The sequence below is a fragment of the Qipengyuania gaetbuli genome, from assembly GCF_009827315.1.
GTDB lineage: Bacteria > Pseudomonadota > Alphaproteobacteria > Sphingomonadales > Sphingomonadaceae > Qipengyuania > Qipengyuania gaetbuli.
In genome coordinates this window covers 617,548-639,518 of sequence record NZ_WTYF01000004.1, presented here as the reverse complement: position 1 = coordinate 639,518, position 21,971 = coordinate 617,548, and the positions used below count along the sequence as shown (strand labels likewise).

The following is a 21,971-nucleotide window of genomic DNA, read 5'->3' as shown; positions in this document are numbered from 1 at the left end:
GCAGGTATAGGAAAGAACCATGCTGCAACCGAAGAAAACCAAGTACCGCAAGGCGTTCAAGGGCAAGATCCACGGCAACGCCAAGGGCGGCACCACGCTCAATTTCGGCTCGTACGGCCTCAAGGCCCTCGAACCCGAGCGTATCACCGCGCGCCAGATCGAGGCGGCTCGCCGTGCGATCACGCGTCACATCAAGCGCCAGGGTCGTCTCTGGATCCGCGTCTTCCCGGACGTGCCGGTTTCGAAGAAGCCTGCCGAAGTCCGTCAGGGTAAGGGCAAGGGTTCGGTCGAATACTGGGCAGCTCGTGTGAAGCCGGGCCGTATCCTGTTCGAACTCGACGGCGTTGCCGGCCCGCTGGCCGCCGAAGCGTTCAGCCGCGCAGCCATGAAGCTGCCGGTCAAGACCAAGGTTGTCGCTCGCCTGGGCGACTCCTCGCACCTGGGAGGCGAATGATGAGCAAGATCGAAGATCTGCGCCAGAAGAGCGACGACCAGCTGGCCGAGGAACTGACCAGCCTGAAGCGTGAGCAGTTCAACCTGCGCTTCCAGGCCGCGACGAACCAGCTCGAAGCGCCCGCCCGCATCCGCGAAGTCCGCCGCACGATCGCCAAGATCAAGACGCTGCAGACCGAGCGCGCCAGCGCCGCTGCCAAGGCTTAAGGAGTAGACCATGCCCAAGCGTATCCTTATCGGCACCGTCACCTCCGACAAGACCGACAAGACCGTTACCGTGCTCGTCGAGCGTAAGGTGAAGCATCCCCTCTACGGGAAGATCATCCGCCGCTCGAAGAAGTACCACGCTCACGACGAGAACAACGAGTACCAGCTCGGCGACGTCGTGCGCATCGAAGAGACCAAGCCGATCTCCAAGACCAAGACCTGGACGGTCAAGGACCGGGTGACGGCAGGCGGTACCCAGGCTGTCGAGGCTGACCTCGAAGTCGAAGCCGCAGGCAACTGACGTTTTAGGAACTGCCGGGCGAATGTCCCGGCAAGCCAAGAGAAGGAACCGGATCAATGATCCAGATGCAATCCAATCTCGACGTCGCGGACAACAGCGGCGCAAAGCGCGTCCAGTGCATCAAGGTACTGGGTGGCTCTAAGCGCCGTACCGCGTCCGTCGGCGACGTGATCGTGGTTTCCGTGAAGGAAGCCCAGCCGCGCACCAAGGTGAAGAAGGGCGATGTTCATCGCGCTGTCATCGTGCGCACGAAGAAGGACGTCCGCCGCCCCGATGGCAGCGTGATCCGCTTCGACAGCAACGCCGCGGTTCTCGTCAACAAGAACGAAGAACCGATCGGTACCCGTATCTTCGGCCCGGTGGTCCGCGAACTGCGCGGCCGCGGCTTCATGAAGATCATCTCGCTTGCTCCGGAGGTGCTGTAATGGCTGCCGCAAAGATCAAGAAGGGTGACAGCGTCGTCGTCCTGTCCGGCAAGGACAAGGGCAAGACCGGCACCGTTGCGAAGGTCATGCCGAAGGAAGGCAAGATCGTCGTCCAGGGTGTGAACGTCGCTGCACGTCACCGTAAGCCGACCCAGCAGAACCCGCAGGGTGGCATCGACCGTTTCGAAGCGCCGATGCCGATCAGCAAGGTTGCTGTTGCCGATCCGAAGGACGGCAAGCCCACCCGCGTCCGTTTCGAAACGAAGGACGGCAAGAAGGTGCGAGTTGCCGTGAAGAGTGGGGAGACCATCGATGGCTGATAACGCCCCCCGTATGAAGCAGCGCTACGACGACCAGATCGTCAAGGCGATGACCGAGAAGTTCGGCTACAAGAACCGTCTCGAAGTCCCGAAGCTGGAAAAGATCACGCTCAACATGGGCGTGGGCGAAGCCAGCCAGGACAAGAAGAAGGTCCAGACGGCCGCTGAAGAAATGGCGCTGATCGCCGGCCAGAAGCCGGTCATCACCAAGGCCAAGAAGTCGATCGCGCAGTTCAAGCTGCGTGAAGGCATGCCGATCGGTGCGAAGGTTACCCTTCGTCGCGAGCGCATGTACGAATTCGTGGACCGCCTGGTGACCATCGCCATGCCGCGTATCCGCGACTTCCGTGGCCTCAACCCGAAGTCCTTCGACGGCCGTGGCAACTATGCCATGGGCCTCAAAGAACAGATCATCTTCCCCGAAATCTCCTACGACAAGATCGAGAAGGTCCGGGGCATGGATATCATCGTGACCACCACGGCGAAGACCGACGAGGAAGCGCGCGAACTGCTGCGTCTCTTCGGCTTCCCGTTCCCGGCTGAAACCAAGTCGGAAGAGAAGGAGGCGGCGTGAGCCGCCTTCCGATCGAGATTTAAGGAAGGAACTTAAGTCCAATGGCGAAACTGAGTTCGATCAACAAGAACGAGCGTCGCAAGAAGCTCGTCAAGCAGTATGCGGACAAGTACGCGAAACTGAAGGCTATCGCAGATGACGAAAGCCTCGACGAAGGCGAGCGTCTGATCGCGCGTCTCAAGATGGCGGAACTGCCGCGTAACGCGAACCCGACCCGGGTGCGCAACCGCTGCTCCACCACCGGCCGCCCGCGCGGCTATTACCGCAAGTTCGGTTTGAACCGTATCGAACTGCGCGACCTCGGCAACAAGGGCCTGATTCCGGGCCTGACCAAGTCGAGCTGGTGAGGAATCGATAGATGGCTATGACCGATCCCCTGGGTGATATGCTCACCCGTATCCGCAACGGCCAGCGTGCGAAGAAGGACAGCGTCCTTTCGCCCGCCAGCAAGCTGCGTGCAAACGTGCTCGAAGTTCTCCAGCGCGAAGGCTACATCCGTGGCTATTCGGCTGACGACAGCGGCAAGCACCCCGCGCTGCGGATCGAACTGAAGTATTTCGAAGGCGAACCGGCTATCAAGCACGTCGCCCGTGTCTCCAAGCCCGGCCGCCGCGTCTATGCGGGTTCCAAGGAACTCCCCGTGGTCCGCAACGGCCTTGGCATCACCATCGTCTCGACGCCGAAGGGCGTGCTCTCGGACGCCGAAGCACGCAACGAAAACGTCGGCGGCGAAGTGCTGGCGGAGGTGTTCTGATGAGCCGCATCGGCAAAAAGCCGGTCACGATCCCGAGCGGGGTTGAGGCCAAGATCGAAGAAGGCACGCTCAGCGTGAAGGGTCCCAAGGGCACTCTTTCGATGGGCCTGTCCGACCTGGTCGAGTACAAGCTGGAAGACGGCGAAATCTCGGTCAAGCCGGCCAACGACACGCGCGCCGCTCGCAACCACTGGGGTATGCAGCGCACGCTGGTGTCCAACCTGGTCGAAGGCGTGACCGACGGTTTCACCAAGGTCCTCGAGATCACCGGCGTCGGCTACCGTGCGAACGCTCAGGGCAAGACCCTGAAGCTGCAGCTCGGCTATTCGCATGATGTCGATCTCGACGTTCCCGAAGGTATCGAGGTGAAGACCCCGGACCAGACGACTGTCGAAATCAGCGGTACCGACAAGCAGGCCGTGGGCCAGTTCGCGGCAAATGTCCGCAAGTGGCGCAAGCCCGAACCCTACAAGGGCAAGGGCATCAAGTACCGCGGCGAGTACATCTTCCGCAAGGAAGGGAAGAAGAAGTAAGATGGCAAAGCTCTCTCTTTTCGAACGCCGCCGCCGCCGTGTCCGCACTGCTCTTCGCAGCCGTGCGGGCGGCAAGCCGCGCCTCTCGGTCCATCGCACCGGCAAGCACATCTACGCGCAGATCATCGATGACGCGGCAGGCAAGACCGTTGCCGCTGCCTCGACGCTCGGCGTGAAGGGCTCGGGTGCCAATGTCGACGCCGCCAAGAAGGTCGGCAGCGACATCGCCGCCGCCGCCAAGAAGGCCGGCGTCACCACCGTCGTGTTCGACCGCGGTGGCTTCCTGTTCCATGGCCGCGTCAAGGCGCTGGCCGACGCCGCTCGCGAAGGCGGGCTGGAGTTCTGATGATGGCTGACGAAAACAAGACCGAAGAAGCCGTGACGGCCGAAACCGAAACCGCAGTGACCAACGAGCAGCCGGCTGTCGCCGACACGCCGTCGGAAGCAGCTGCGAACCAGGACCCCGCGCAGGGCGCCGAAGGCGAACCGCGTCGTGGCCGTGGTGGCCGTGGTGGCGAACGTGGCGAAGGCGGCCGTGGCCGTGGCCGCGGTCGTGACGACCGTCGCAACAACCGCCGCGAGGAAGAAGACGACGGCATCATCGAGAAGCTCGTCCACATCAACCGCGTCAGCAAAACGGTGAAGGGCGGTAAGCGCTTCGGTTTCGCTGCGCTGGTGGTCGTGGGTGACGGCTCGGGCCGTGTCGGCTTTGGCAAGGGCAAGGCCCGCGAAGTGCCGGAAGCCATCCAGAAGGCAACCGCTGCCGCTCGCAAGAAGATGATCCGCGTGCCGCTGAAGGAAGGTCGTACCCTCCATCACGACGGCAACGGTCGCTTCGGCGCCGGCAAGGTCACCGTGCGTACGGCGCCTCCGGGTACCGGTATCATCGCCGGTGGTCCGATGCGTGCCGTCTTCGAGAGCCTCGGCGTTGCCGACGTGGTGACCAAGTCGGTCGGCACCTCGAACCCCTACAACATGATCCGCGCCACCTTCGACGCGCTGCAGGACCAGACTTCGCCGAAGTCGGTTGCCCAGCGTCGCGGCAAGAAGGTTGCCGACCTCCTGGGTCGCGGCGGGGCATCGGAGGCCGAGGCTGAAGCCGACGCCGCCGCTATCGCGGAGTAAGAACGATGGCCAAAGCGAAAACCATCAAGATCAAGCAGATCGGTTCGCCGATCCGCCGTCCCGAAGGCCAGCGCAAGATCCTCATCGGTCTTGGCCTGAACAAGATGCACAAGGTCGTCGAACGCCAGGACACCCCCGAGGTGCGCGGCGCAGTCGCCAAGATCCCGCATCTGGTGACGATCGTCGACTGATCGACCGGGGCTTCGGCTCCTGCAAGATAGAAGGGCTCGCGACCTTACCGGTTGCGGGCCCTTTTTCTTTGGCTCGCTCAGCCAAGCTCCATCCGCGCCAGCAGGTCCGCGATGCGGTCCCGGTACGCCGCGAAGCGGTAATTGCGGGCACTGGCGCGTGCATTCGAGCGCCAGTGAATGAGAAGATCGCGGTCTGAAACCGCCTGCTCCATCGCCGAGGCCAAGGCGTCAGTTTCGGGGCGTTCCAGCATGATGCCCGTCTCGGGGGTCACCGCCCGGGCAGCACGGTCGGTCTGGATCAGCGCCATTCCTGCGGCTAGCGCCTCGTAAAGAACAAGGCCCGCTCCTTCGAAATAGGTCGGGAAGAGCAGGACATCATGCCGCGCCATGACCGCGGGAACACCGGAGCGGGGCAGAGTGGGGATGTGTGTCACGCGCTCGGAAAAGGGCGCGAAAGTCTCTGGCGGCACATCTACCGAGCCGAGCAGGGTCAGCGTCGCATCTTCTTCGGGAAAGCGGGAGATCGCCTCCAGCACATGGTGGATGCCCTTGCGCGGGATGCCGAGGCCGGCAAACAGGAAGCGCACCGGGCCGCTGAGGTCATGAGGGACAGGCTCGACCGCGTCGAACGCAGGGTCGTAGCAATATTCCAGGACTTCGAGTTTCCCGGTCACCGCTGCATCTGTCGCTTCAGCCGCAATCGTGCTGGCTGCATAGTCGCAGCCCACCAGGACCCGGTCTGCCAGGGCATATTCCGCATCGGCCCGTTCGATCTCGCGGGGATCGGTCCTGTTGTGTCCTTCGAGGAACCAGTCGCCATAGGTTTCCTGCAGCGCCGCCATCTCCCGGTCGAATGCACGCGGGTCGCCGATCGTCTGGTCCAGGATGCAGGTCCGGCCATGCCGCTTCCCCAAGGCGAAGCTCTCCAGCGAAGACTGGTTGTAGCCCCACAAGGCGAAAGGGCTGTCTGAAGCCACATCATCCTCGATGAATCGTACGAACGCCTTGTTACCCGCCGCGTTCAGTAGGTGGGTAAGGCCCGTCCTTCCCAACCTGGCGCAAATTCGCTCTGCCCATTCGTGCCATCCACCCGTCCTGACCAGTGCGGGATCGATGCCTTCAGCGGCGAAGCGGCGGAATTCGCGCTCCAGTTTGCCGCCCAGAAAAGGCAGCCGTTCGAGGACAAACGGCCAGCGATTGGGCTGGTAAAACAGCGACGTAGCGTAGAATTCCAGCCTGCCGAGGTCCTGCAGGGCCCTTGCGGTCTGCCAGCTATGCTGGGTGCCGGGATGGAACACGCCGACCGGGACGCAGGAACTGGTTACACCGTTCGACATGGTGGTACGGGGATTACCGTCCGTAGGCCGTTTCGCAAACGCGAAAAGGGGGGGTGACAAGGTGGGCCATACAAGCTAGGGCGCGCGCCTCACTAAATCAGTGCGAAATCTCCGGCGCACATCCGCGCCGGACCAAGCGAAAGCGAGTGCAGAACATGAAACTCAACGAAATTCGTGACAACGAGGGTGCGCGCAAGAACCGCATCCGTGTCGGCCGTGGTATCGGTTCGGGCAAGGGCAAGACCGGTGGTCGTGGCCAGAAGGGCCAGAAGAGCCGTTCGGGCGTCGCCATCAAGGGCTTCGAAGGCGGCCAGATGCCGCTTCACATGCGCCTGCCGAAGCGCGGCTTCAACAATCCGTTCGGCAAGGACTTCGCCGAAGTGAACCTGGGCATGGTCCAGAAGTTCATCGACGCCAAGAAGCTCGATGCCAAGAAGGACATCGACCACGCAGCGCTGAAGGCCGCAGGCCTTGCACGCGGCGGCAAGGACGGCGTCCGCCTGCTCGGCAAGGGCGAACTGAAGACCAAGGTCAAGTTCGTCGTCGCCGGTGCCTCGAAGGGCGCGGTCGCAGCTGTCGAAAAGGCCGGTGGTTCGGTTGAAATCCTCGACAAGGGCAAGCCCGAGCACGAGAAGAAGGCCGAACGCGCAGCCGCCAACAAGGCTGCCAAGGCAAAGTAATCGATGGAAATAGGGGAGCGGGGGTTCGACAATCGTCCTTCCGCTCCCTATCTGTCCGGTCAGCGCCGGGACGGGCCGGCGCCAAGCTAGGATCGAAGACGACCAATGGCATCACGCGCCGACAGTTTCGCGAGCAATATCAGTCTCGCCAATTTCTCCAAGGCAACCGAGCTCAAGCAGCGCATCTGGTTCACGATCGGCGCGCTGATCGTTTTCCGTTTCCTCAGCTTCGTGCCGCTGCCGGGCATCAATGCCCGCGCACTCACCCAGCTTGCCGATGTCACCCAGGGTGGCATCATCGACATGTTCAACATGTTCACCGGCGGCAGCCTCGAGCGCATGAGCCTCATCGCGCTCGGCGTAATGCCCTACATCACCGCCTCGATCGTCGTTCAGATGGCCTCCGCCCTGCATCCGGCTCTTGCCGCGCTGAAGAAGGAAGGCACGGTCGGTCGCCAGAAACTGAACCAATACACGCGTTACGGTACGGTGCTGCTGTGCACGGTGCAGGGTTGGTTCCTCGCGGCCGGTCTTGAAAGCTTCGGTGCCGCCAATGGCATCGCCGCAGTCGTCGACCCGGGCTACATGTTCCGCGTGGGCGCCGTCATCAGCCTCGTCGGCGGGACCATGTTCCTGCTGTGGCTGGGTGAACAGATCACCAGCCGCGGTATCGGCAACGGCGTGTCGCTGATCATCATGGCCGGCATCGTCGCCCAGTTCCCGACTTTCGTCACCAACATGACCTCGGGCTACAGCGAAGGCTCGATCTCGACCGGCATCCTGCTCGGCTTCATCTTCATGGTCGTCGGCCTGATCCTGCTGATCAGCTTCTTCGAGCGCGCCCAGCGCCGCCTGCTGATCCAGTATCCCAAGCGCGCGACGCAGCGCGGCATGATGCAGGCCGACCGTTCGCACCTGCCGCTCAAGCTCAACACGGCCGGCGTCATTCCGCCGATTTTCGCCAGCTCGCTGCTCCTGCTGCCGCTGACGATCACGCAGTTTGCGGGCAATTCGCTCGACACGGAAAGCGGCTTCGGCGGTTCGGTCCAGACGATCCTGCAATACCTGCAGCACGGTCAGCCGCTCTACATGACGCTGTATGGCCTGGGCATCGTCTTCTTCTGCTTCTTCTACACCGCGGTGGTCTTCAACCCTGAAGAAACCGCCGAGAACCTGAAGAAGAACGGCGGCTTCATTCCGGGCATCCGTCCGGGCAAGCGGACCGAGGAATACCTCGATTACGTCCTGACCCGCATCACCGTGATCGGCGCGATCTACCTGACTTTCGTCTGCGTGGTCCCCGAATACATGATCGCGCAGACCGGCATCCCGCTCTTCCTTGGCGGTACCAGCCTGCTGATCGTCGTGAACGTCACGGTCGACACGATCAGCCAGATCCAGTCGCACCTGCTGGCGCACCAGTATGGCGATCTCATCAAAAAGGCCAAGTTGAAGGGACGCCTGCGTTAAGGCATCAAGGCGCGCGACAAGGGACTTCACGCGATGGATATCATTCTTCTCGGCCCTCCGGGGGCAGGCAAGGGAACGCAGGCTCACCGCCTGATGGAACACCACGGCATGCGCCAGCTTTCGACGGGCGACATGCTGCGCGCCGCGGTCAAGGCGGGCACTCCGGTGGGTATCAAGGCCAAGGCGATCATGGATGCGGGCGAGCTCGTGTCCGACGAGATCGTCTCGGAACTGATCGATGCGGAACTGACCGCGATGGGCCCGGACACCGGAGCAATCTTCGACGGTTATCCCCGTACCGAAAAGCAGGCGGAAATCCTCGACGGACTGCTGGCCAAGCACGGTCGCAGCCTCGACCATGTCATCGAACTCGACGTGGACGAGGATGCCCTGGTTGCCCGCATCACGGGCCGTTACACCTGCGCCAATTGCGGCGAGGGGTATCACGACACCTTCAAGCAGCCCGAAGTCGAAGGCGTGTGCGACAAGTGCGGCTCGACGGAGTTCAAGCGTCGCCCCGACGATAACGAGGAAACCGTGCGTCACCGCATGCAGGTCTATCGCAGCGAAACCGCTCCGATCCTGCCGGGCTATGAAGCGCGCGGCATCGTCAGCCGGGTGGACGGCATGGCCGCCATCGGTGACGTGACCCACGCTATCGACGCCATTCTGGGCTGACCGGCCTTTCCAAAAGCACAAGGCGGTCATAGGACTCGCTCCCGAGATATTCCCGGGAGTGAGACATGCCGCAATTCCGCTACTTCGCCGCCGCGCTGGGCCTTGCCATGATGGCGGCGCCTGCTTCGGCGAAGGTCGTCGCCACCAGTGACGACGGTTTCGTGACCAAGGCATCGGCCAGCGTGTCTGCAACCCCGCGCGAGGCCTGGCTGGCACTCATCAAGCCAGGGGCATGGTGGAACGACAGCCACACCTGGTCGGGCGATGCTGCCAACATGACGCTGGTGCCGAGCGCCGGCGGCTGTTTCTGCGAGAAGATCCCGGGCGAGGGCGACATCCCCCTCGACGGGAGTTCCCAGCACGCGATCGTGGTGCAGGCCGTACCCGACAAGGCACTGCGCCTGCGGGGCGGGCTTGGTCCGCTCCAGGCCGTGCCGGCAACCGGCGTCCTCACGATCACGCTCCACGAGATCGACGGCGGCACGCGGATCGACTGGGAATACAATGTGGGCGGCCCCATGGGCATTCCCGTCGCCCAGATATCAAAGGCGGTCGATAGCGTGATGACCCAGCAGCTGATGGGCCTGCGCGATCACCTCGGCGCGCTCGACGGAGACACCGAGCAGGCACCTGACGAGGCGAAGGTTGACGAAGAAGAGCCGGGCGATTTCGAGAAGGCGTTCGAGACGCCTGAAGAACCTGCCGAAGAAGCTCCTGCCACCGACGAATAGGGCTGTGCACAGCCCGGCTTTGACCTTTCTCCCGGCCGGGCGTATGACGGTGTTGTAATAGACGGACGGCTGCCCATATGGGCTGCCTCGTCGTTTGTGCGCGCGAGCGGTTGACCTTACGGCCGAATCCGCCTAAGCGCGCCTTTCATTCGACACTTTCGGTGAGTCCGGCAGGCGGTAGCGCTATGCACGCCATCCGGGCTTTTGCGTTACCTGCCACCGGGTGTGTCAATGAAAACAAGGCGTTGAGATAGGGTCCCGCTTCAAAGGACCCTGTGGAGCATGGAGATTTAAGTGGCTCGTATTGCCGGGGTAAACATCCCCACCAACAAGCGCGTTATCATCGCGCTCACCTATATTCACGGTATCGGTCGCGCCACGGCCGTCGAGATCGCCGACAAGCTCGGCATCGATCACGCTCGCCGTATTCAGGACCTGTCCGACGAGGAAGTCCTGCGCATCCGCGAAACGATCGATGAAGATTACACCGTCGAAGGCGACCTTCGTCGCAACACCGCGATGAACATCAAGCGCCTCATGGACCTCAAGTCCTACCGCGGCCTTCGTCACCGTGCCGGTCTGCCCGTTCGTGGCCAGCGCACCCACACCAACGCCCGCACCCGCAAGGGTAAGGCCAAGCCGATCGCCGGCAAGAAGAAGTAAGCCTGGGTCTCCCAGAGCTTTTCCCTTCTTGAGAATATAGAGGAAGATACACCATGGCACGCGAACCCGGCCGTATTCGGCGCCGCGACAAGAAGAACATCTCTTCGGGCGTCGCGCACATCAACGCCAGCTTCAACAACACCATGATCACCATCACCGACGCGCAGGGCAACGCTATCAGCTGGTCCAGCGCAGGCATGATGGGCTTCAAGGGCAGCCGCAAGTCGACTCCCTATGCCGCGCAGGTCGCTGCCGACGACGCAGGCCGTAAGGCTGCGGAACACGGCGTGCGCACCCTCGAGGTCGAAGTGAAGGGCCCGGGCTCGGGCCGTGAAAGCGCACTGCGCGGTCTCGCCGCAGTCGGCTTCACGATCACTTCGATCCGCGACGTGACGCCGATCCCGCACAACGGGGTCCGTCCTTCCAAGCGTCGCCGCGTCTGATCCGTACCTGCCTGGCGGCTCGCTAGCGGGCCGCCGACACCTTCACGGACCGGACGCTCGGTAAAGAGCTCCGGTCCTGCCCGCATCCACACCAGGGGAAATCCATGTCCGTCAACATCAAGAACTGGCAGGAACTCAAGAAACCCAACACCCTCGACATCAAGGACGGTGGCGACAAGGCGCGCAAGGCGACCTTCGTGGCCGAACCGCTCGAGCGCGGCTTCGGCCTGACGCTCGGCAACGCGCTGCGTCGCGTTCTGCTGTCCTCGCTGCAGGGTGCAGCCATCACCTCGATCAAGATCGAGAACGTGCTGCATGAATTCTCCTCGCTCGCCGGCGTGCGCGAGGACGTTACCGACATCGTCCTGAACGTGAAGCAGATCGCGCTCAAGATGGAAGGCGAAGGCACCAAGCGCCTGCAGCTCTCGGCCACCGGTCCGGGCGAAGTGAAGGCCGGCGACATCGCCGTGACCGGCGACATCGAAGTGATGAACAAGGATCTCGTGATCTGTCACCTCGACGAAGGCGCCACGCTGAACATGGAACTGACCGCCGATACCGGCAAGGGCTACCGCCCGGCAGTGATGAACCGTCCGGCCGATGCGCCGATCGGCCTCATCCCGGTCGACAGCCTGTACTCGCCGGTTCGCCAGGTGAGCTACAAGGTCGAGAACGCCCGCGTCGGCCAGGAACTGGACTATGACAAGCTTTCGCTGACCGTTGAAACCGACGGCACCGTGACCCCGGAAGACGCCGTGGCCTATGCCGCGCGCATCCTCCAGGACCAGCTGACCCTGTTCGTCCACTTCGAAGACGGCATCCCGCAGCCCAGCTCGGCCATGATCGGCCAGGCAGCAGAGCCGCAGGAAAGCGACACCAACCAGCTCAACCGTTACCTCCTCAAGAAGGTCGACGAGCTCGAACTGTCGGTCCGTTCGGCGAACTGCCTCAAGAACGACAACATCATCTACATCGGCGACCTGGTCCAGAAGACCGAGGCCGAGATGCTCCGTACGCCGAACTTCGGCCGCAAGTCGCTCAACGAGATCAAGGAAGTCCTTTCCTCGATGGGCCTGCGCCTCGGCATGGACATCCCTGGCTGGCCGCCGGAGAACATCGAAGAAATGGCCAAGAAGCTCGAACAGGAACTTCTCGGCTAATCACAGGTACCGGCGGCGCACCTCCCACATCCGGGAAAGCGCCGCCAGCACTGGGCTACCTCGAACGGGCCCTTTTCGAACGAAGAAGGAAGTACAATGCGTCACAAGATTTCCGGCCGTAAGCTGCAGCGCAAGACCGGCCACCGCAACGCGATGTTCCGCAACATGGCTGCCTCGCTTATCAAGCACGAGCAGATCATGACCACCGCCCCCAAGGCGAAGGAAATGCGTCCCTACATCGAAAAGCTGATCACGCTGGCAAAGCGTGGCGGTCTTTCGAACCGTCGTCTCGCCCAGAGCCGCCTGCAGGACGAAACGCAGCTGAAGAAGCTCTTCGACGTCCTCGCCGAGCGTTATGCCGATCGTGAAGGCGGTTACACCCGCATCATCAAGGCCGGCTACCGCGGCAGCGACGCGGCCCAGATGGCCGTGATCGAACTGGTCGACCGCGACGTCGACGCCAAGGGCCAGGACAGCGGCCCCGTCATGAACGACGAGGAACTGGAAGAAGCGTAAGTTTCTCCACTACGAGACAATCGGGGCCGGGGGAGCGATCCTCCGGCCCTTTTGTTTTGATGCTCGCGAAAGGCGTGTCACAAGGCACGCATGATTAGACACACACTTGCAGCTGCCGCGCTGCTCGCCGCCGCCCCGCTTGCCGCCCAGTCAACCACGCAGGAGGAGATCGGCGCGCGCTACGACCGCGCGCTTGCGGCCGGGTACAAGGCGCTGTTCTTGTGCAGTGCGCTCGCCAATGCGGAACGCGCGGGCACCAAGAGGACCGAGCAAAGCATTCTCGAATGGGAATTGTCGGGCATCCAGGCGCCGCTCGACAGCATCGTGCCCGAACTGCCCTACTCGGTTTACCGGTTCCGTGGCGGAGAGGGCGCGGTGTCCCATGTGTCGGTGGAATGGGCCGATGACATGCCGCCCAGGCTTGCGTGGCACCGGCAGGAAGGCGGATGCGCAATTGGCCCGGTCGGCACGACGGAGCCGCCCAAGCGGGACTCTGTCCCCTTCTCCGACGGTATTTACATGTGGCACCAACGCATCCCGCAAAATGGCGAGCTTGCCGCCGTTGTCGACCGTGCCTTCTCGTCGGGTTTCGGTGAAAAGACGCGGACCACCGCCGTAATCGTCAGCCAGGGCGGCGCCACGCGCATCGAGCAGTATACGGGCGAGTACGGTCCCGCCACACCGCAGCGCACGTGGTCGGTAGCCAAGAGCCTGGCCGCCACGCTCGTCGGTGCGGCCGTGCACCGCGGGGAAACCGATGTCTCGCAATCCGCCGGACTGGGAGAGACGCCCGAAGACCCGCGACGCGCGATCACTATCGACCATGCACTGCGGATGGCCACGGGCCGCTATTCGGACACGCCGGGCAATCGTACCGATCCGCTCTATTTCGGCGGCGCCACCGTCGACGAGGTCGCGGTCGACTGGCCGCTGCTCAGCACGCCGGGCACGGTCTACCGCTACGCCAACAACGATACGCTGGCTGCCGTGCAGGCGATCGAGGCGACGTTTGCCGAACATCCGCCAGCGGAATTCCTGAAATCCGTAGGTATGAACCGCACGGTCTCCGAGACCGATTGGCAAGGCAATTACATCCTCTCCAGCCAGGTATGGACGACCGCGCCCGATCTTCTGAAGCTCGGCCAGCTCTACCTCGACGACGGCGTGCTGCCGGATGGGACGCGCATGCTGCCGGAAGGCTGGGTGGAATATGTCGCGACGCCTTCCGGCCCGCAGCCTGATGGCGCATTCGGCTATGGCGCGGGCTTCTGGCTGCTAAACAAGTCCGACGGCGTTCCTGCCGATACCTTCGCCGCTTTCGGCAATCGCGGACAGTACGTCGTGATCGTTCCGAGCCTGAACGTTGTTGTCGTGCGCAGGGGTGAGGATCCGACGGGCTCGCGCTTCGATATTGCGGCATTTACGCGGGATGTGCTTGATTCCCTTGCGAAATAGACATTCAGCTAAATTGCTGCTTTTCTGAACGTAGGCTGCTCGCGCGATTCAGCGTCACCTCAGTGAGACTCGCCTAGAACCTCAATCGACCGAGGCAATCCCGCCCCGGTAGAGATGAGGAGCACCTCACATGAGCAACAAGACAAAGACATTTGCGAAGGGTGGGATCGCAACCGCAGCCGTTGGCGCAATGGCGCTTGCAGGTGCCACCCCGGCGCAGGCCCGCGACCGCGACGACGGCATTTCCGTCGGCGACGTGATCGCCGGTGCCGTGATCATCGGCGGTATCGCCGCCGTCGCCAGCGCTGCCAGCAAGGACCGCGACTATTACCGCGACGGTCGTTACTACCGCGATGGCCGCTACTATCGCGACGGTTACGACTACCGCCGTGATGCCTACCGCAGCCGGGGCAACCCGCGCGCCGCTGTCGAACGCTGCGTCAATGCGGCGACGAGGGACGCGCGCCGTTCGGGCTTCCGCTACGCCCAGGTGACCGACATCCGCGACGTCGACGACACCCGCTACGGCTGGAGGGTCAAGGGCCGCATCGTGGTCGATGGCGAACGGGGCCGCTACGGCAACTATGGCCGCTACGACCGCTACGATCGTGACGACCGTTATGGACGCTACGACCGTCGCGGCTATCGCGGCGAGGACAATGGCAAGTTCACCTGCTACATCGAGCGGGGCCGCGTCAGCCACGTCAAGTTCGACGGTATTCGCGGACTGCGCTGATAAACCAGACCACCAAGAAACGGCCCGGACCCCAGCGGTTCGGGCCGTTTTCCTTTGTGCGGTTCAGCCGTGCTAAATGCGCGACGGGTTACCAGCCAAGATAGTTGAGACTTGCGCCGGGTGGGGCGCGCCATCGAAGGGATCACTTCCAATGTCGCTGTTCCGCACCTGGGCCGCTGCGCCCGCCCTGCTTGCCACCGCTTCGCTTGTCGCCAGCCCGGCCTATGCCGCGCAGCTTCCGGTCGTCACCTCCTATCCGGCACAGGCTGAAGGCGTGACCAGCTACGACCCGGCCGACCAGACATACCAGAACCATCGTTATCGCCGGTACCGCCATCATCGCGGACCCGGCCTCGGCGATGTGCTGACCGGCGTCCTCATCATCGGCGGCATCGCGGCAATTGCCAACCGAGCCAAGCGCGACGACGATCGCCGCTATCGCGACCGCGACTGGCGCTATCCCGAACAGCGCCGCGACCATGCCCGCTGGGACGACGGACGCGGCATCGACCGTGCAGTAGGCATGTGCGTCGAGGAGGTCGAGCGCGACCGCCGCGTGGAAACCGTCGACCGTGCCAACCGCACGCCGCAGGGATGGGAAATCTCCGGCACGGTTTCCGATGGCGAGGCTTTCTCTTGCGCCATCGGCGAAGACGGCCGGATCGAAAACGTCGATTTCGGATCGCGCAGCAGCTGGCGCGACCAGCAGGGCGGTGACGAGGAATTCGCGCGCGCCCCCGATGATCGACAGTGGGACGACGAACGCTATGCCGCGGAGTGGGATCGGGTGGACCGCCGAGCCGAAGCGCCGGCCGACGATGGCCCGCAGCCGGACTATCCCGGCGGTCCGATCAGTGGCGACGAAGGAGCCGAGCCTGAACTCGACGTCGGCACCGGATATCCCGGCAAGGCTATCTGATATCTATTCCTTGCTCGCCCCGCGCTCGTCATAGGCGGGGAGGGCAAGGTTCCACCTGATCGCGGCGAGGCGCAGGCCGAACCCGGCCACTGTCGCCGCGATCCAGACATACCAGCGCTCGAATCCGGCCATGCCGCCTGCCACGGTGAGCGCGGCCGACAGTGCTCCCGCCGTGACATAGAGTTCCGGGCGCATCAGGATGGACGGGCGCCCAGCGATCACGTCGCGGATGATGCCTCCCGCGCAGCCGGTGATGACCCCCATGAGGAAGGCCGGGACCGGCGGTACGCCGTATTCCAGCGCCTTTGCCGTGCCGAGCACCGCGTAGGCTGCGAGCCCCAGGCCGTCGACAATGGAGAGGAAGCGGCCCTCCCACCAGCGGGTGGGGGTGAACCATGCGAACAGCGCCATGCCGAGGCAGATTGCCGCGACCCACGGGTCGGCGATCCAGAACACCGGAGCCTCTATCAGCAGGTCGCGGATCGTGCCGCCGCCTACGCCGGTGATCAGCGCAAAGAAGGACAGGGTGACAAGCGTCTGCTTCTCCTTCGCAGCGACCAGCGCGCCGGTCAGCGCGAAAATCGCCACGCCCGCAAGGTCGAGCCAGTCGAGCACCGGGGTGAGGATTTCCTCGTTCATCGGATCACTTGTCGATCAGCGGCACCGGGCGCGCCTTGCGGCGGCGGAACATCAGGATGCAGCCGAGGATCGACCCGATCACGCCGAGCGCGGCAAAAAGCACCAGCATGGCGTAGTTGAACCCGCTCTGGTCATCGAGTTCGCGCGTCTGCAGGTTCATGATGTGCAGGCCCCACATGAAGTCGAAGGTCCGCCACCACCGCGTGCGGACCGCCTCGACATTGCCGGTTTCGGTGCCGACGTAAACGTGGGTGCCGTCTTCCAGCGCGACCTGCCACACGGGCATGGGGCGCCGGAAATCGAACGGCACGCTCTCGGCATCGAAGCGCTTCGTTCCGACGACCTTGTCGCCGCCGCGGATTTCCTTCGAGACGATCAGGCGCGCCTCGACATCGGACAGCGGCGACATCTGCGTACCGTCCGCGCGGTATCGTTCGCTCGTGCCGTCCATGTAGGTGATGCGGGTAATCGTCTCGCCGCGTTCCATCTGCGTGCTTACCGACCTTACGGGGCGTTCCCCGTCGGCGGGCAGAGCGACGGCAATTTCGGTATCGCTGGGCAGCGGGCTGGGCGGGGATTCGATGCGCAGGTGGTTGCCGCGCACTTCCTCGATCGGCGTGATGACCATGGCCAGGCCCGTGACGGTCCACATCAGGACAGGCACGCCGACCAGCCATCCAAGCCAGATATGCCATTTCGCAAAGCGCCGCATGACGCGCTGGTGACCCACTAAACTTCTCCAGTCTTTGTGGCCCCGGCATGGGGCGCGGCGCTCAGGAGTGCAACACCTGCCCGATCGCTTCTGCTGTCGCGATGGTGGAAAGATCGGACCAGCGGGGGCCCATTACCTGCACGCCGCAGGGCAAATCGCCCGTGCCGCCCACCGGAAGGACGGTTGCCGGGAGGTTGGGGAAGGTTGCAAGGCCGGCCCAGCAAAGCCCCGCGGCCCCGCGAACTGGTTGTCCGTCCACCTCGATCTCGCCATCGAAGATACGCCCCTCGCTATGCGGGACCGCGAGGACGGGAGCGGGCGGGGCGAGCACGTAGTCATACGTCTCGAACAGACGCGCCCAGGCTGCCTCGTTGCGATATTGCTCGTCGAGCAGGTCGAACCAGTCGGTCGCACTCGCGCGCTTACCGTTCGGGCCCGGCGCCCCGCGAGCCATCGCGACATTGAGCATGCGCATGTAGTCGGCCTGCTGGCGCGCAAGGTCCGGCAGGAGATCGCTGGTCCGGTCGACCTGCGCGCCTTCGGCCTCAAGCGCGGCAAAGGCTTCTTCGAGCGGAACCCTCACGCCCTCGTCTGTCGGACAGGTCGGATGACCGGTCAGGGCCAGCAGGCGCATCTTCTTCACCGGCTTGCGCTCGGTATGAAGGGGGCGTTCGCTCGTGATGGTCACGAGAGCGGCGAGATCGGCTGCATTGCGGGCGAGCGGTCCGGCGATGGATAGCGCGCCATCATGGGCGCCGATGCCGGCGACGAGCGGATGGTCGTGGCCTTCCTTGCTGATCAGCCCCCAGCTCGATTTGTGGCCCCAGACCCCGCAGAAATGGGCCGGCACGCGGACCGAACCGCCGATGTCGGTGCCGAATTCGCACGGCACCATGCCGCTTGCCACGGCCGCTGCGGAGCCGCCTGACGACCCACCCGGCGAGCGTTCGTGGTCGTGGGGATTGTTGGTGCGGCCATATACGGGGTTGTTCGACTGCCAGTCGGCAAGGTCGGGCGGGACATTGGTCTTGCCGAGGAAGATGACCCCCGCTGCCTTCAGCTTGCGAACCACTGCGGAATCGGCGGACGCGATGTTGTCCGCGTAGGCGGTGTGCCCCCAGCACGTGGGCAGGCCTTCGATGTCGAAGCTTTCCTTGATCGTCATCGGCACGCCGAACAGGGGCTGGTCGGCTGCGGGCTTGCCCCCGGCCATCGCGCGGGCAGTGGTGCGGGCGCGCTCGAAATCGCAGACCACCACGGCGTTGATATGCGTATCGAGATGCTCGATCCGGGCGATGGCCGCATCGACCGCTTCCAGCGGAGACAGCTCGCCCTTTGCGACTGCCGCTGCCGTTTCCAGCGCGCCGGGCTTCTTGGTCAGTTTCGGATAGGCCATTGCGTCTCCCCCCCCCGCGCCGTTCCCGGCGGTCAATCCTCGGTCGAATGCCGATAGTCGCGCGGGACCGCACCCAACGCAAGCCCGAAGCCGAGGATTGGCGCCGCGCCATAGCCGAGGATGGGTGTCGGGTAGTTTCCGATGAGGGACATCGCTGTGAATCCGATCATGGCGGCGGCCATTGCAACCCTCTCCTCATGGGGCACGGTTCGCGCCGTCAAAAGCAGGACAAGGGCGGTAAATACTGCCGCAGCAAGTGCTAGTGCGATCAACGGCTGCACCGCCCAGGCATCGGCAAATACGTGCTCGACAAGAGGTTCGGGGGGCAGGTCGCCAGCACCGAACGCGATGATGCAAGCTGCAAGGCCAAGCGCCGCAATGGCAGCGAAGAGCGGCTTGCGGTGCATCCATGAGAGCGCGGCGGCGACGAGCGCTAGGGCAGTGGCACTCGCCGCATCGGGCTGTAGCAGAGCGATCCCTAGGCCCGCGCCGAGAACCCACGGACCGTAGCGCAGATCGCGCACGCACAAGCAGACAAGCAACGGGATGAGCAGCATTCCTGCATGAAGCGACATCGGGCCGAGCGGGAGCCAGCGCCGCACGCCCTCGATGTCGGGGCCAGTGAACAGGGGCAGGGCGAACAGGGCGAGCAGCACTGCCTGCAGGACGTGCTTGGCGATTTCGCTATCGGGAACGCGGCCGAATGCTATCCAGCCAAGTGCCAGCAGCAATCCACCGCCATTTATAGCGAGGTAGTGCGCAGGCGCGCCGGATGCTGCGAGATAGGCCAGTCCTGCGACGGCAGGAACGGCCAGAGAGAGCATCAGGCGGTACCGGTCATTCATCGTCCGGTACCGCCGGAATGCATCAGATGTGGATAGGCTTGCCCTGCACCGCCATCGCCGCTTCCTTGATCGCTTCGGAATGCGTCGGGTGGGCGTGGCAGGTATAGGCGATGTCTTCCGACGTTGCGCCGAATTCCATCGCCTGTGCCGCCTGCGCGATCATCGTGCCGGCGACGCTGGCAATCGCCCAGACGCCCAGCACGCGGTCGCTTTCAGCTTCGGCGATGATCTTCACGAAGCCGTCGGGTTCGTGATTGGTCTTGGCGCGGCTGTTCGCCATCATCGGGAACTTGCCGATCTTCACCTTGGCCTTGTCGCCGCCCATCTTTTCGATGGCTTCGTCCTGGGTCAGGCCGACACCGGCGAATTCGGGCCAAGTGTAGACCACGCCCGGGATGATGTCGTGGTTCACGATGCCGGTCAGGCCCGCCACGTTCTCGGCGCAGGCGATGCCTTCATCCTCGGCCTTGTGCGCAAGCATGGGGCCGGGAACGACGTCGCCGATGGCCCACACACCGTCGACTTTGGTGCGGAAGTCGTGATCGGTTTCGATCTGGCCGCGCTGGTTCACCTCGAGACCGATGTTCTCGAGGCCGAGGCCCTGCGTGTTCGGACGGCGGCCGATCGAGACCAGCACGCAATCCGCATCCAGCGTCGTGGCTTCGCCCCCGGCGGCGGGTTCGAGCGTCAGCGTGGCCTTCTTGCCCTTGACGGTGCATCCGGTGACCTTGGTCGACAGGCGCAGTTCCATGCCTTGCTTCTTGAAGATCTTGGCTGCTTCCTTGCGGACGTCGTCGTCCATGCCGGGCAGTAGCTTGTCGAGATATTCGACCACCACGACCTCTGCACCCAGACGGCGCCAGACCGAACCGAGCTCCAGCCCGATCACGCCGCCGCCGATGACGACCATCTTCTTCGGCACGGCCTTAAGTTCGAGAGCACCGGTGGAATCGACCACGACCTGCTTGTCATTGTCGACTTCCACTCCCGGAAGCGGGGTGACCGACGACCCGGTGGCGATGATCACGTTCTTCGCGGTGACGGTTTCGTCGCCGACCTTGACCGTGTGCGCGTCCTGGAAGGTGGCGTGGCCCTTCTTCCAGTCGACCTTGTTCTTCTTGAACAGGAATTCGATGCCCTTGGTCAGGCCGTCCACGGCGTCGATGCGCTGTGCGTGCATCTTGTCGAGGTTGAGCTTGGGAGCGACCTCGATGCCCATGTCGGCCATCGTGCCGTTCGCCGCGGCATCGAAGAATTCCGATGCGTGCAGCATCGCCTTCGACGGAATGCAGCCGACGTTGAGGCAGGTCCCGCCCAGCGTCTCGCGGCTTTCGGCGCAGGCGGTCTTCAGGCCCAGCTGCGCGGCGCGGATTGCAGCGACATAGCCACCCGGGCCAGCGCCGATGACGAGGACGTCGTAGTCGTATTCAGCCATGATTTCTTCCTCAGAGGTCGATCAGCATCCGGGTCGGATCTTCGATCGCTTCCTTGATGATTTTCAGTGCGGTGACCGCCTCGCGGCCGTCGATCAGGCGGTGATCGTAGGACAGGGCGATATACATCATCGGGCGGATGACGATCTCGCCGTTGCGTACGACCGGACGGTCCTCGATGCGGTGGAGGCCGAGAACGGCGCTCTGCGGGGGGTTGATGATCGGGGTCGACATCAGGCCGCCGAACACGCCGCCGTTGGAGATGGTGAAGGTACCATCCTTCATGTCTTCCATGGTCAGCGTGCCTTCCTTGGCGCGCTTGCCGAAGTCGGCGATGTCCTTCTCGATCTGGGCGAAGCTCTTGCTGTCCGCATCGCGCACGACGGGGACCACGAGGCCATTGGGAGCCGAGACCGCGACCGAGATGTCGACGTAATCGTGATAGACGATTTCATCGCCGTCGATCTGCGCGTTGACGCCCGGGATGTCCTTCAGCGCAAGGCAGGCGGCCTTGGCGAAGTAGCTCATGAAGCCGAGCTTGATGTCGTGCTTCTTGGCGAAGAGGTCCTTGTAACGCTCGCGCGATTCGATGACGGCGGACATGTCGACGTCGTTGAAGGTCGTCAGCAGCGCGGCCGTGTCCTGTGCGCTCTTGAGACGCTTGGCGATGGTCTGGCGCATGCGGGTCATCTTGACCCGTTCCTCGCGGCGTTCGCCGGTGGCGGCAGCAGCAGGTGTAGGTGCCGAGGCGGCCTGGGCCGGTGCGGGGCTGCTGGTCTTGGCCTGGGCGGCTGCGATCACGTCTTCTTTCGTCAAGCGGCCGTCCTTGCCGGTGCCCTTGATGGTGGAGGGATCGACACCGTGTTCCAGCACCGCGCGGCGCACGGCGGGCGACAGGGTCTGCGATGCGTCGGAGCCGAGCGCTTCCTTGGCCTGTGCCGGGGCAGTCTTCTCGACGCCGGCATCGGGCGCGGCGGCCTTGGGCTCTGCAGCAGGCGCGGCAGCGGCAGTGCCGCCTTCGTCGATGATGGCGAGTACAGCGCCGACTTCGACAGTGTCGCCGACTGCGACCTTGAATTCCTTGATGACGCCGGCGACGGGCGAGGGGGCCTCGACCGCGACCTTGTCGGTTTCAAGGCTGACGATCGGCTCGTCGACCGCGACGGCATCGCCGACGTTCTTCAGCAATTCGCCGATGGAGGCTTCGGTAACGCTCTCGCCGAGCGTGGGGACTTTGACTTCGGTGGCCATGGTCAGATTTTTCCTTCTAGGGCC

Annotated in this window: 30 protein-coding genes; 23 read left to right on the top strand and 7 right to left on the bottom strand. The window is 63.7% G+C overall.

Annotated elements, in window-relative coordinates:
• Nucleotides 1–19 precede the first annotated feature (19 nt).
• Genes rplP through rpmD form a run of 12 tightly spaced genes read left to right on the top strand, consistent with a single transcriptional unit; the run spans nt 20 to nt 4,883 of the window.
• Nucleotides 20–454 (top strand): 50S ribosomal protein L16, encoded by a 435-nt coding sequence (gene rplP / locus GRI42_RS05440; RefSeq protein ID WP_090478793.1) that lies wholly within the window; start codon nt 20–22, stop codon nt 452–454.
• Entirely contained in the window at nt 454–660 is a 207-nt protein-coding gene (gene rpmC / locus GRI42_RS05435; RefSeq protein WP_160607320.1) for a 50S ribosomal protein L29, read from the top strand. The genes rplP and rpmC overlap by 1 nt, the downstream gene beginning before the upstream one ends.
• Nucleotides 661–670: 10 nt before the next feature.
• Nucleotides 671–961, top strand: coding sequence for a 30S ribosomal protein S17 (rpsQ, locus tag GRI42_RS05430; RefSeq protein ID WP_160607319.1), 291 nt, complete (start codon nt 671–673; stop codon nt 959–961).
• Between the two features lie 56 nt (nt 962–1,017).
• Nucleotides 1,018–1,386 (top strand): 50S ribosomal protein L14, encoded by a 369-nt coding sequence (gene rplN, locus GRI42_RS05425; RefSeq protein ID WP_006831888.1) that lies wholly within the window; start codon nt 1,018–1,020, stop codon nt 1,384–1,386.
• Nucleotides 1,386–1,706: a 50S ribosomal protein L24 gene (gene rplX / locus GRI42_RS05420; protein ID WP_160607318.1), complete on the top strand. Its 321-nt coding sequence runs from the start codon at nt 1,386–1,388 to the stop codon at nt 1,704–1,706. Before rplN ends, rplX begins: the two co-directional genes overlap by 1 nt.
• On the top strand, nt 1,699–2,280 hold the full coding sequence (gene rplE, locus GRI42_RS05415) for a 50S ribosomal protein L5 (protein ID WP_160607317.1): 582 nt from the start codon (nt 1,699–1,701) through the stop codon (nt 2,278–2,280). Before rplX ends, rplE begins: the two co-directional genes overlap by 8 nt.
• Nucleotides 2,281–2,321: 41 nt before the next feature.
• Nucleotides 2,322–2,627 (top strand): 30S ribosomal protein S14, encoded by a 306-nt coding sequence (gene rpsN, locus GRI42_RS05410; RefSeq protein ID WP_160607316.1) that lies wholly within the window; start codon nt 2,322–2,324, stop codon nt 2,625–2,627.
• Nucleotides 2,628–2,638: 11 nt separating this feature from the next.
• Nucleotides 2,639–3,034: a 30S ribosomal protein S8 gene (gene rpsH / locus GRI42_RS05405; RefSeq protein WP_160607315.1), complete on the top strand. Its 396-nt coding sequence runs from the start codon at nt 2,639–2,641 to the stop codon at nt 3,032–3,034.
• Nucleotides 3,034–3,567, top strand: a complete 534-nt coding sequence (gene rplF, locus GRI42_RS05400; RefSeq protein ID WP_160607314.1) for a 50S ribosomal protein L6 — start codon at nt 3,034–3,036, stop codon at nt 3,565–3,567. Before rpsH ends, rplF begins: the two co-directional genes overlap by 1 nt.
• Before the next feature lies 1 nt (nt 3,568).
• Nucleotides 3,569–3,913: a 50S ribosomal protein L18 gene (gene rplR, locus GRI42_RS05395; RefSeq protein ID WP_160607313.1), complete on the top strand. Its 345-nt coding sequence runs from the start codon at nt 3,569–3,571 to the stop codon at nt 3,911–3,913.
• Nucleotides 3,913–4,692, top strand: coding sequence for a 30S ribosomal protein S5 (gene rpsE / locus GRI42_RS05390; RefSeq protein WP_234033855.1), 780 nt, complete (start codon nt 3,913–3,915; stop codon nt 4,690–4,692). Before rplR ends, rpsE begins: the two co-directional genes overlap by 1 nt.
• Before the next feature lie 5 nt (nt 4,693–4,697).
• Nucleotides 4,698–4,883, top strand: coding sequence for a 50S ribosomal protein L30 (gene rpmD / locus GRI42_RS05385; protein WP_160607312.1), 186 nt, complete (start codon nt 4,698–4,700; stop codon nt 4,881–4,883).
• 77 nt (nt 4,884–4,960) lie between these two features.
• Here the strand turns inward: rpmD and GRI42_RS05380 are convergent, their stop codons facing one another.
• The gene (locus tag GRI42_RS05380; protein ID WP_160607311.1) at nt 4,961–6,220 is read right to left on the bottom strand and encodes a glycosyltransferase family 4 protein; all 1,260 of its coding nucleotides are present in this window, start codon (nt 6,218–6,220) and stop codon (nt 4,961–4,963) included.
• A 155-nt stretch (nt 6,221–6,375) separates the two neighbouring features.
• Between GRI42_RS05380 and rplO the strand changes: the two genes are divergently transcribed.
• From rplO to GRI42_RS05325, 11 genes are all read left to right on the top strand, one after another.
• On the top strand, nt 6,376–6,900 hold the full coding sequence (rplO, locus tag GRI42_RS05375) for a 50S ribosomal protein L15 (RefSeq protein ID WP_160607310.1): 525 nt from the start codon (nt 6,376–6,378) through the stop codon (nt 6,898–6,900).
• Nucleotides 6,901–7,005: 105 nt separating this feature from the next.
• Entirely contained in the window at nt 7,006–8,370 is a 1,365-nt protein-coding gene (secY, locus tag GRI42_RS05370; protein WP_160607309.1) for a preprotein translocase subunit SecY, read from the top strand.
• 33 nt (nt 8,371–8,403) lie between these two features.
• A complete protein-coding gene (locus GRI42_RS05365) occupies nt 8,404–9,048 on the top strand; it encodes an adenylate kinase (RefSeq protein ID WP_160607308.1) in 645 nt (214 codons plus the stop codon).
• A 65-nt stretch (nt 9,049–9,113) separates the two neighbouring features.
• Entirely contained in the window at nt 9,114–9,779 is a 666-nt protein-coding gene (locus tag GRI42_RS05360; RefSeq protein WP_160607307.1) for an SRPBCC family protein, read from the top strand.
• A gap of 294 nt (nt 9,780–10,073) precedes the next feature.
• Complete coding sequence (gene rpsM, locus GRI42_RS05355) at nt 10,074–10,442, top strand: 30S ribosomal protein S13 (RefSeq protein ID WP_160607306.1); 369 nt, start codon at nt 10,074–10,076, stop codon at nt 10,440–10,442.
• 53 nt (nt 10,443–10,495) lie between these two features.
• Entirely contained in the window at nt 10,496–10,885 is a 390-nt protein-coding gene (rpsK, locus tag GRI42_RS05350) for a 30S ribosomal protein S11 (protein ID WP_160607305.1), read from the top strand.
• 104 nt (nt 10,886–10,989) lie between these two features.
• Entirely contained in the window at nt 10,990–12,045 is a 1,056-nt protein-coding gene (locus tag GRI42_RS05345; protein WP_160607304.1) for a DNA-directed RNA polymerase subunit alpha, read from the top strand.
• A 96-nt stretch (nt 12,046–12,141) separates the two neighbouring features.
• On the top strand, nt 12,142–12,561 hold the full coding sequence (rplQ, locus tag GRI42_RS05340) for a 50S ribosomal protein L17 (protein ID WP_160607303.1): 420 nt from the start codon (nt 12,142–12,144) through the stop codon (nt 12,559–12,561).
• A gap of 90 nt (nt 12,562–12,651) precedes the next feature.
• A complete protein-coding gene (locus GRI42_RS05335; RefSeq protein ID WP_160607302.1) occupies nt 12,652–14,016 on the top strand; it encodes a serine hydrolase domain-containing protein in 1,365 nt (454 codons plus the stop codon).
• Nucleotides 14,017–14,146: 130 nt separating this feature from the next.
• Entirely contained in the window at nt 14,147–14,752 is a 606-nt protein-coding gene (locus GRI42_RS05330; protein ID WP_160607301.1) for a hypothetical protein, read from the top strand.
• A 151-nt stretch (nt 14,753–14,903) separates the two neighbouring features.
• The gene (locus GRI42_RS05325) at nt 14,904–15,671 is read left to right on the top strand and encodes a hypothetical protein (protein ID WP_160607300.1); all 768 of its coding nucleotides are present in this window, start codon (nt 14,904–14,906) and stop codon (nt 15,669–15,671) included.
• 3 nt (nt 15,672–15,674) lie between these two features.
• On the opposite strand, the gene GRI42_RS05320 is transcribed toward GRI42_RS05325, so the two are convergent.
• Genes GRI42_RS05320 through odhB form a run of 6 tightly spaced genes read right to left on the bottom strand, consistent with a single transcriptional unit; the run spans nt 15,675 to nt 21,947 of the window.
• Nucleotides 15,675–16,310 (bottom strand): trimeric intracellular cation channel family protein, encoded by a 636-nt coding sequence (locus tag GRI42_RS05320; RefSeq protein ID WP_160607299.1) that lies wholly within the window; start codon nt 16,308–16,310, stop codon nt 15,675–15,677.
• Between the two features lie 4 nt (nt 16,311–16,314).
• Complete coding sequence (locus GRI42_RS05315; protein ID WP_160607298.1) at nt 16,315–17,040, bottom strand: PepSY domain-containing protein; 726 nt, start codon at nt 17,038–17,040, stop codon at nt 16,315–16,317.
• 43 nt (nt 17,041–17,083) lie between these two features.
• Nucleotides 17,084–18,418, bottom strand: a complete 1,335-nt coding sequence (locus tag GRI42_RS05310; RefSeq protein ID WP_160607297.1) for an amidase family protein — start codon at nt 18,416–18,418, stop codon at nt 17,084–17,086.
• A 32-nt stretch (nt 18,419–18,450) separates the two neighbouring features.
• Nucleotides 18,451–19,263, bottom strand: coding sequence for a hypothetical protein (locus GRI42_RS05305; protein ID WP_160607296.1), 813 nt, complete (start codon nt 19,261–19,263; stop codon nt 18,451–18,453).
• Between the two features lie 22 nt (nt 19,264–19,285).
• Complete coding sequence (lpdA, locus tag GRI42_RS05300; RefSeq protein ID WP_160607295.1) at nt 19,286–20,698, bottom strand: dihydrolipoyl dehydrogenase; 1,413 nt, start codon at nt 20,696–20,698, stop codon at nt 19,286–19,288.
• Between the two features lie 10 nt (nt 20,699–20,708).
• Nucleotides 20,709–21,947, bottom strand: coding sequence for a 2-oxoglutarate dehydrogenase complex dihydrolipoyllysine-residue succinyltransferase (odhB, locus tag GRI42_RS05295; RefSeq protein ID WP_160607294.1), 1,239 nt, complete (start codon nt 21,945–21,947; stop codon nt 20,709–20,711).
• Between the last annotated feature and the right edge of the window lie 24 nt (nt 21,948–21,971).

Bases quoted from the DNA above. Each gene is read 5' to 3' on its own strand.
- GRI42_RS05380 (WP_160607311.1), bottom strand. From the start codon at position 6,220: ATGTCGAACGGTGTAACCAGTTCCTGCGTCCCGGTCGGCGTGTTCCAT.
- rplN (WP_006831888.1), top strand. From the start codon at position 1,018: ATGATCCAGATGCAATCCAATCTCGACGTCGCGGACAACAGCGGCGCA.
- lpdA (WP_160607295.1), bottom strand. From the start codon at position 20,698: ATGGCTGAATACGACTACGACGTCCTCGTCATCGGCGCTGGCCCGGGT.
- GRI42_RS05360 (WP_160607307.1), top strand. From the start codon at position 9,114: ATGCCGCAATTCCGCTACTTCGCCGCCGCGCTGGGCCTTGCCATGATG.
- rpmC (WP_160607320.1), top strand. From the start codon at position 454: ATGAGCAAGATCGAAGATCTGCGCCAGAAGAGCGACGACCAGCTGGCC.
- GRI42_RS05365 (WP_160607308.1), top strand. From the start codon at position 8,404: ATGGATATCATTCTTCTCGGCCCTCCGGGGGCAGGCAAGGGAACGCAG.
- GRI42_RS05325 (WP_160607300.1), top strand. From the start codon at position 14,904: ATGTCGCTGTTCCGCACCTGGGCCGCTGCGCCCGCCCTGCTTGCCACC.
- rpsQ (WP_160607319.1), top strand. From the start codon at position 671: ATGCCCAAGCGTATCCTTATCGGCACCGTCACCTCCGACAAGACCGAC.
- GRI42_RS05345 (WP_160607304.1), top strand. From the start codon at position 10,990: ATGTCCGTCAACATCAAGAACTGGCAGGAACTCAAGAAACCCAACACC.
- rplF (WP_160607314.1), top strand. From the start codon at position 3,034: ATGAGCCGCATCGGCAAAAAGCCGGTCACGATCCCGAGCGGGGTTGAG.
- rpsK (WP_160607305.1), top strand. From the start codon at position 10,496: ATGGCACGCGAACCCGGCCGTATTCGGCGCCGCGACAAGAAGAACATC.
- rplX (WP_160607318.1), top strand. From the start codon at position 1,386: ATGGCTGCCGCAAAGATCAAGAAGGGTGACAGCGTCGTCGTCCTGTCC.
- rpsE (WP_234033855.1), top strand. From the start codon at position 3,913: ATGATGGCTGACGAAAACAAGACCGAAGAAGCCGTGACGGCCGAAACC.
- rplQ (WP_160607303.1), top strand. From the start codon at position 12,142: ATGCGTCACAAGATTTCCGGCCGTAAGCTGCAGCGCAAGACCGGCCAC.
- GRI42_RS05330 (WP_160607301.1), top strand. From the start codon at position 14,147: ATGAGCAACAAGACAAAGACATTTGCGAAGGGTGGGATCGCAACCGCA.
- GRI42_RS05305 (WP_160607296.1), bottom strand. From the start codon at position 19,263: ATGAATGACCGGTACCGCCTGATGCTCTCTCTGGCCGTTCCTGCCGTC.
- rplO (WP_160607310.1), top strand. From the start codon at position 6,376: ATGAAACTCAACGAAATTCGTGACAACGAGGGTGCGCGCAAGAACCGC.
- rplR (WP_160607313.1), top strand. From the start codon at position 3,569: ATGGCAAAGCTCTCTCTTTTCGAACGCCGCCGCCGCCGTGTCCGCACT.
- GRI42_RS05320 (WP_160607299.1), bottom strand. From the start codon at position 16,310: ATGAACGAGGAAATCCTCACCCCGGTGCTCGACTGGCTCGACCTTGCG.
- GRI42_RS05310 (WP_160607297.1), bottom strand. From the start codon at position 18,418: ATGGCCTATCCGAAACTGACCAAGAAGCCCGGCGCGCTGGAAACGGCA.
- rplE (WP_160607317.1), top strand. From the start codon at position 1,699: ATGGCTGATAACGCCCCCCGTATGAAGCAGCGCTACGACGACCAGATC.
- rpsN (WP_160607316.1), top strand. From the start codon at position 2,322: ATGGCGAAACTGAGTTCGATCAACAAGAACGAGCGTCGCAAGAAGCTC.
- GRI42_RS05335 (WP_160607302.1), top strand. From the start codon at position 12,652: ATGATTAGACACACACTTGCAGCTGCCGCGCTGCTCGCCGCCGCCCCG.
- rplP (WP_090478793.1), top strand. From the start codon at position 20: ATGCTGCAACCGAAGAAAACCAAGTACCGCAAGGCGTTCAAGGGCAAG.
- odhB (WP_160607294.1), bottom strand. From the start codon at position 21,947: ATGGCCACCGAAGTCAAAGTCCCCACGCTCGGCGAGAGCGTTACCGAA.
- secY (WP_160607309.1), top strand. From the start codon at position 7,006: ATGGCATCACGCGCCGACAGTTTCGCGAGCAATATCAGTCTCGCCAAT.
- rpmD (WP_160607312.1), top strand. From the start codon at position 4,698: ATGGCCAAAGCGAAAACCATCAAGATCAAGCAGATCGGTTCGCCGATC.
- rpsH (WP_160607315.1), top strand. From the start codon at position 2,639: ATGGCTATGACCGATCCCCTGGGTGATATGCTCACCCGTATCCGCAAC.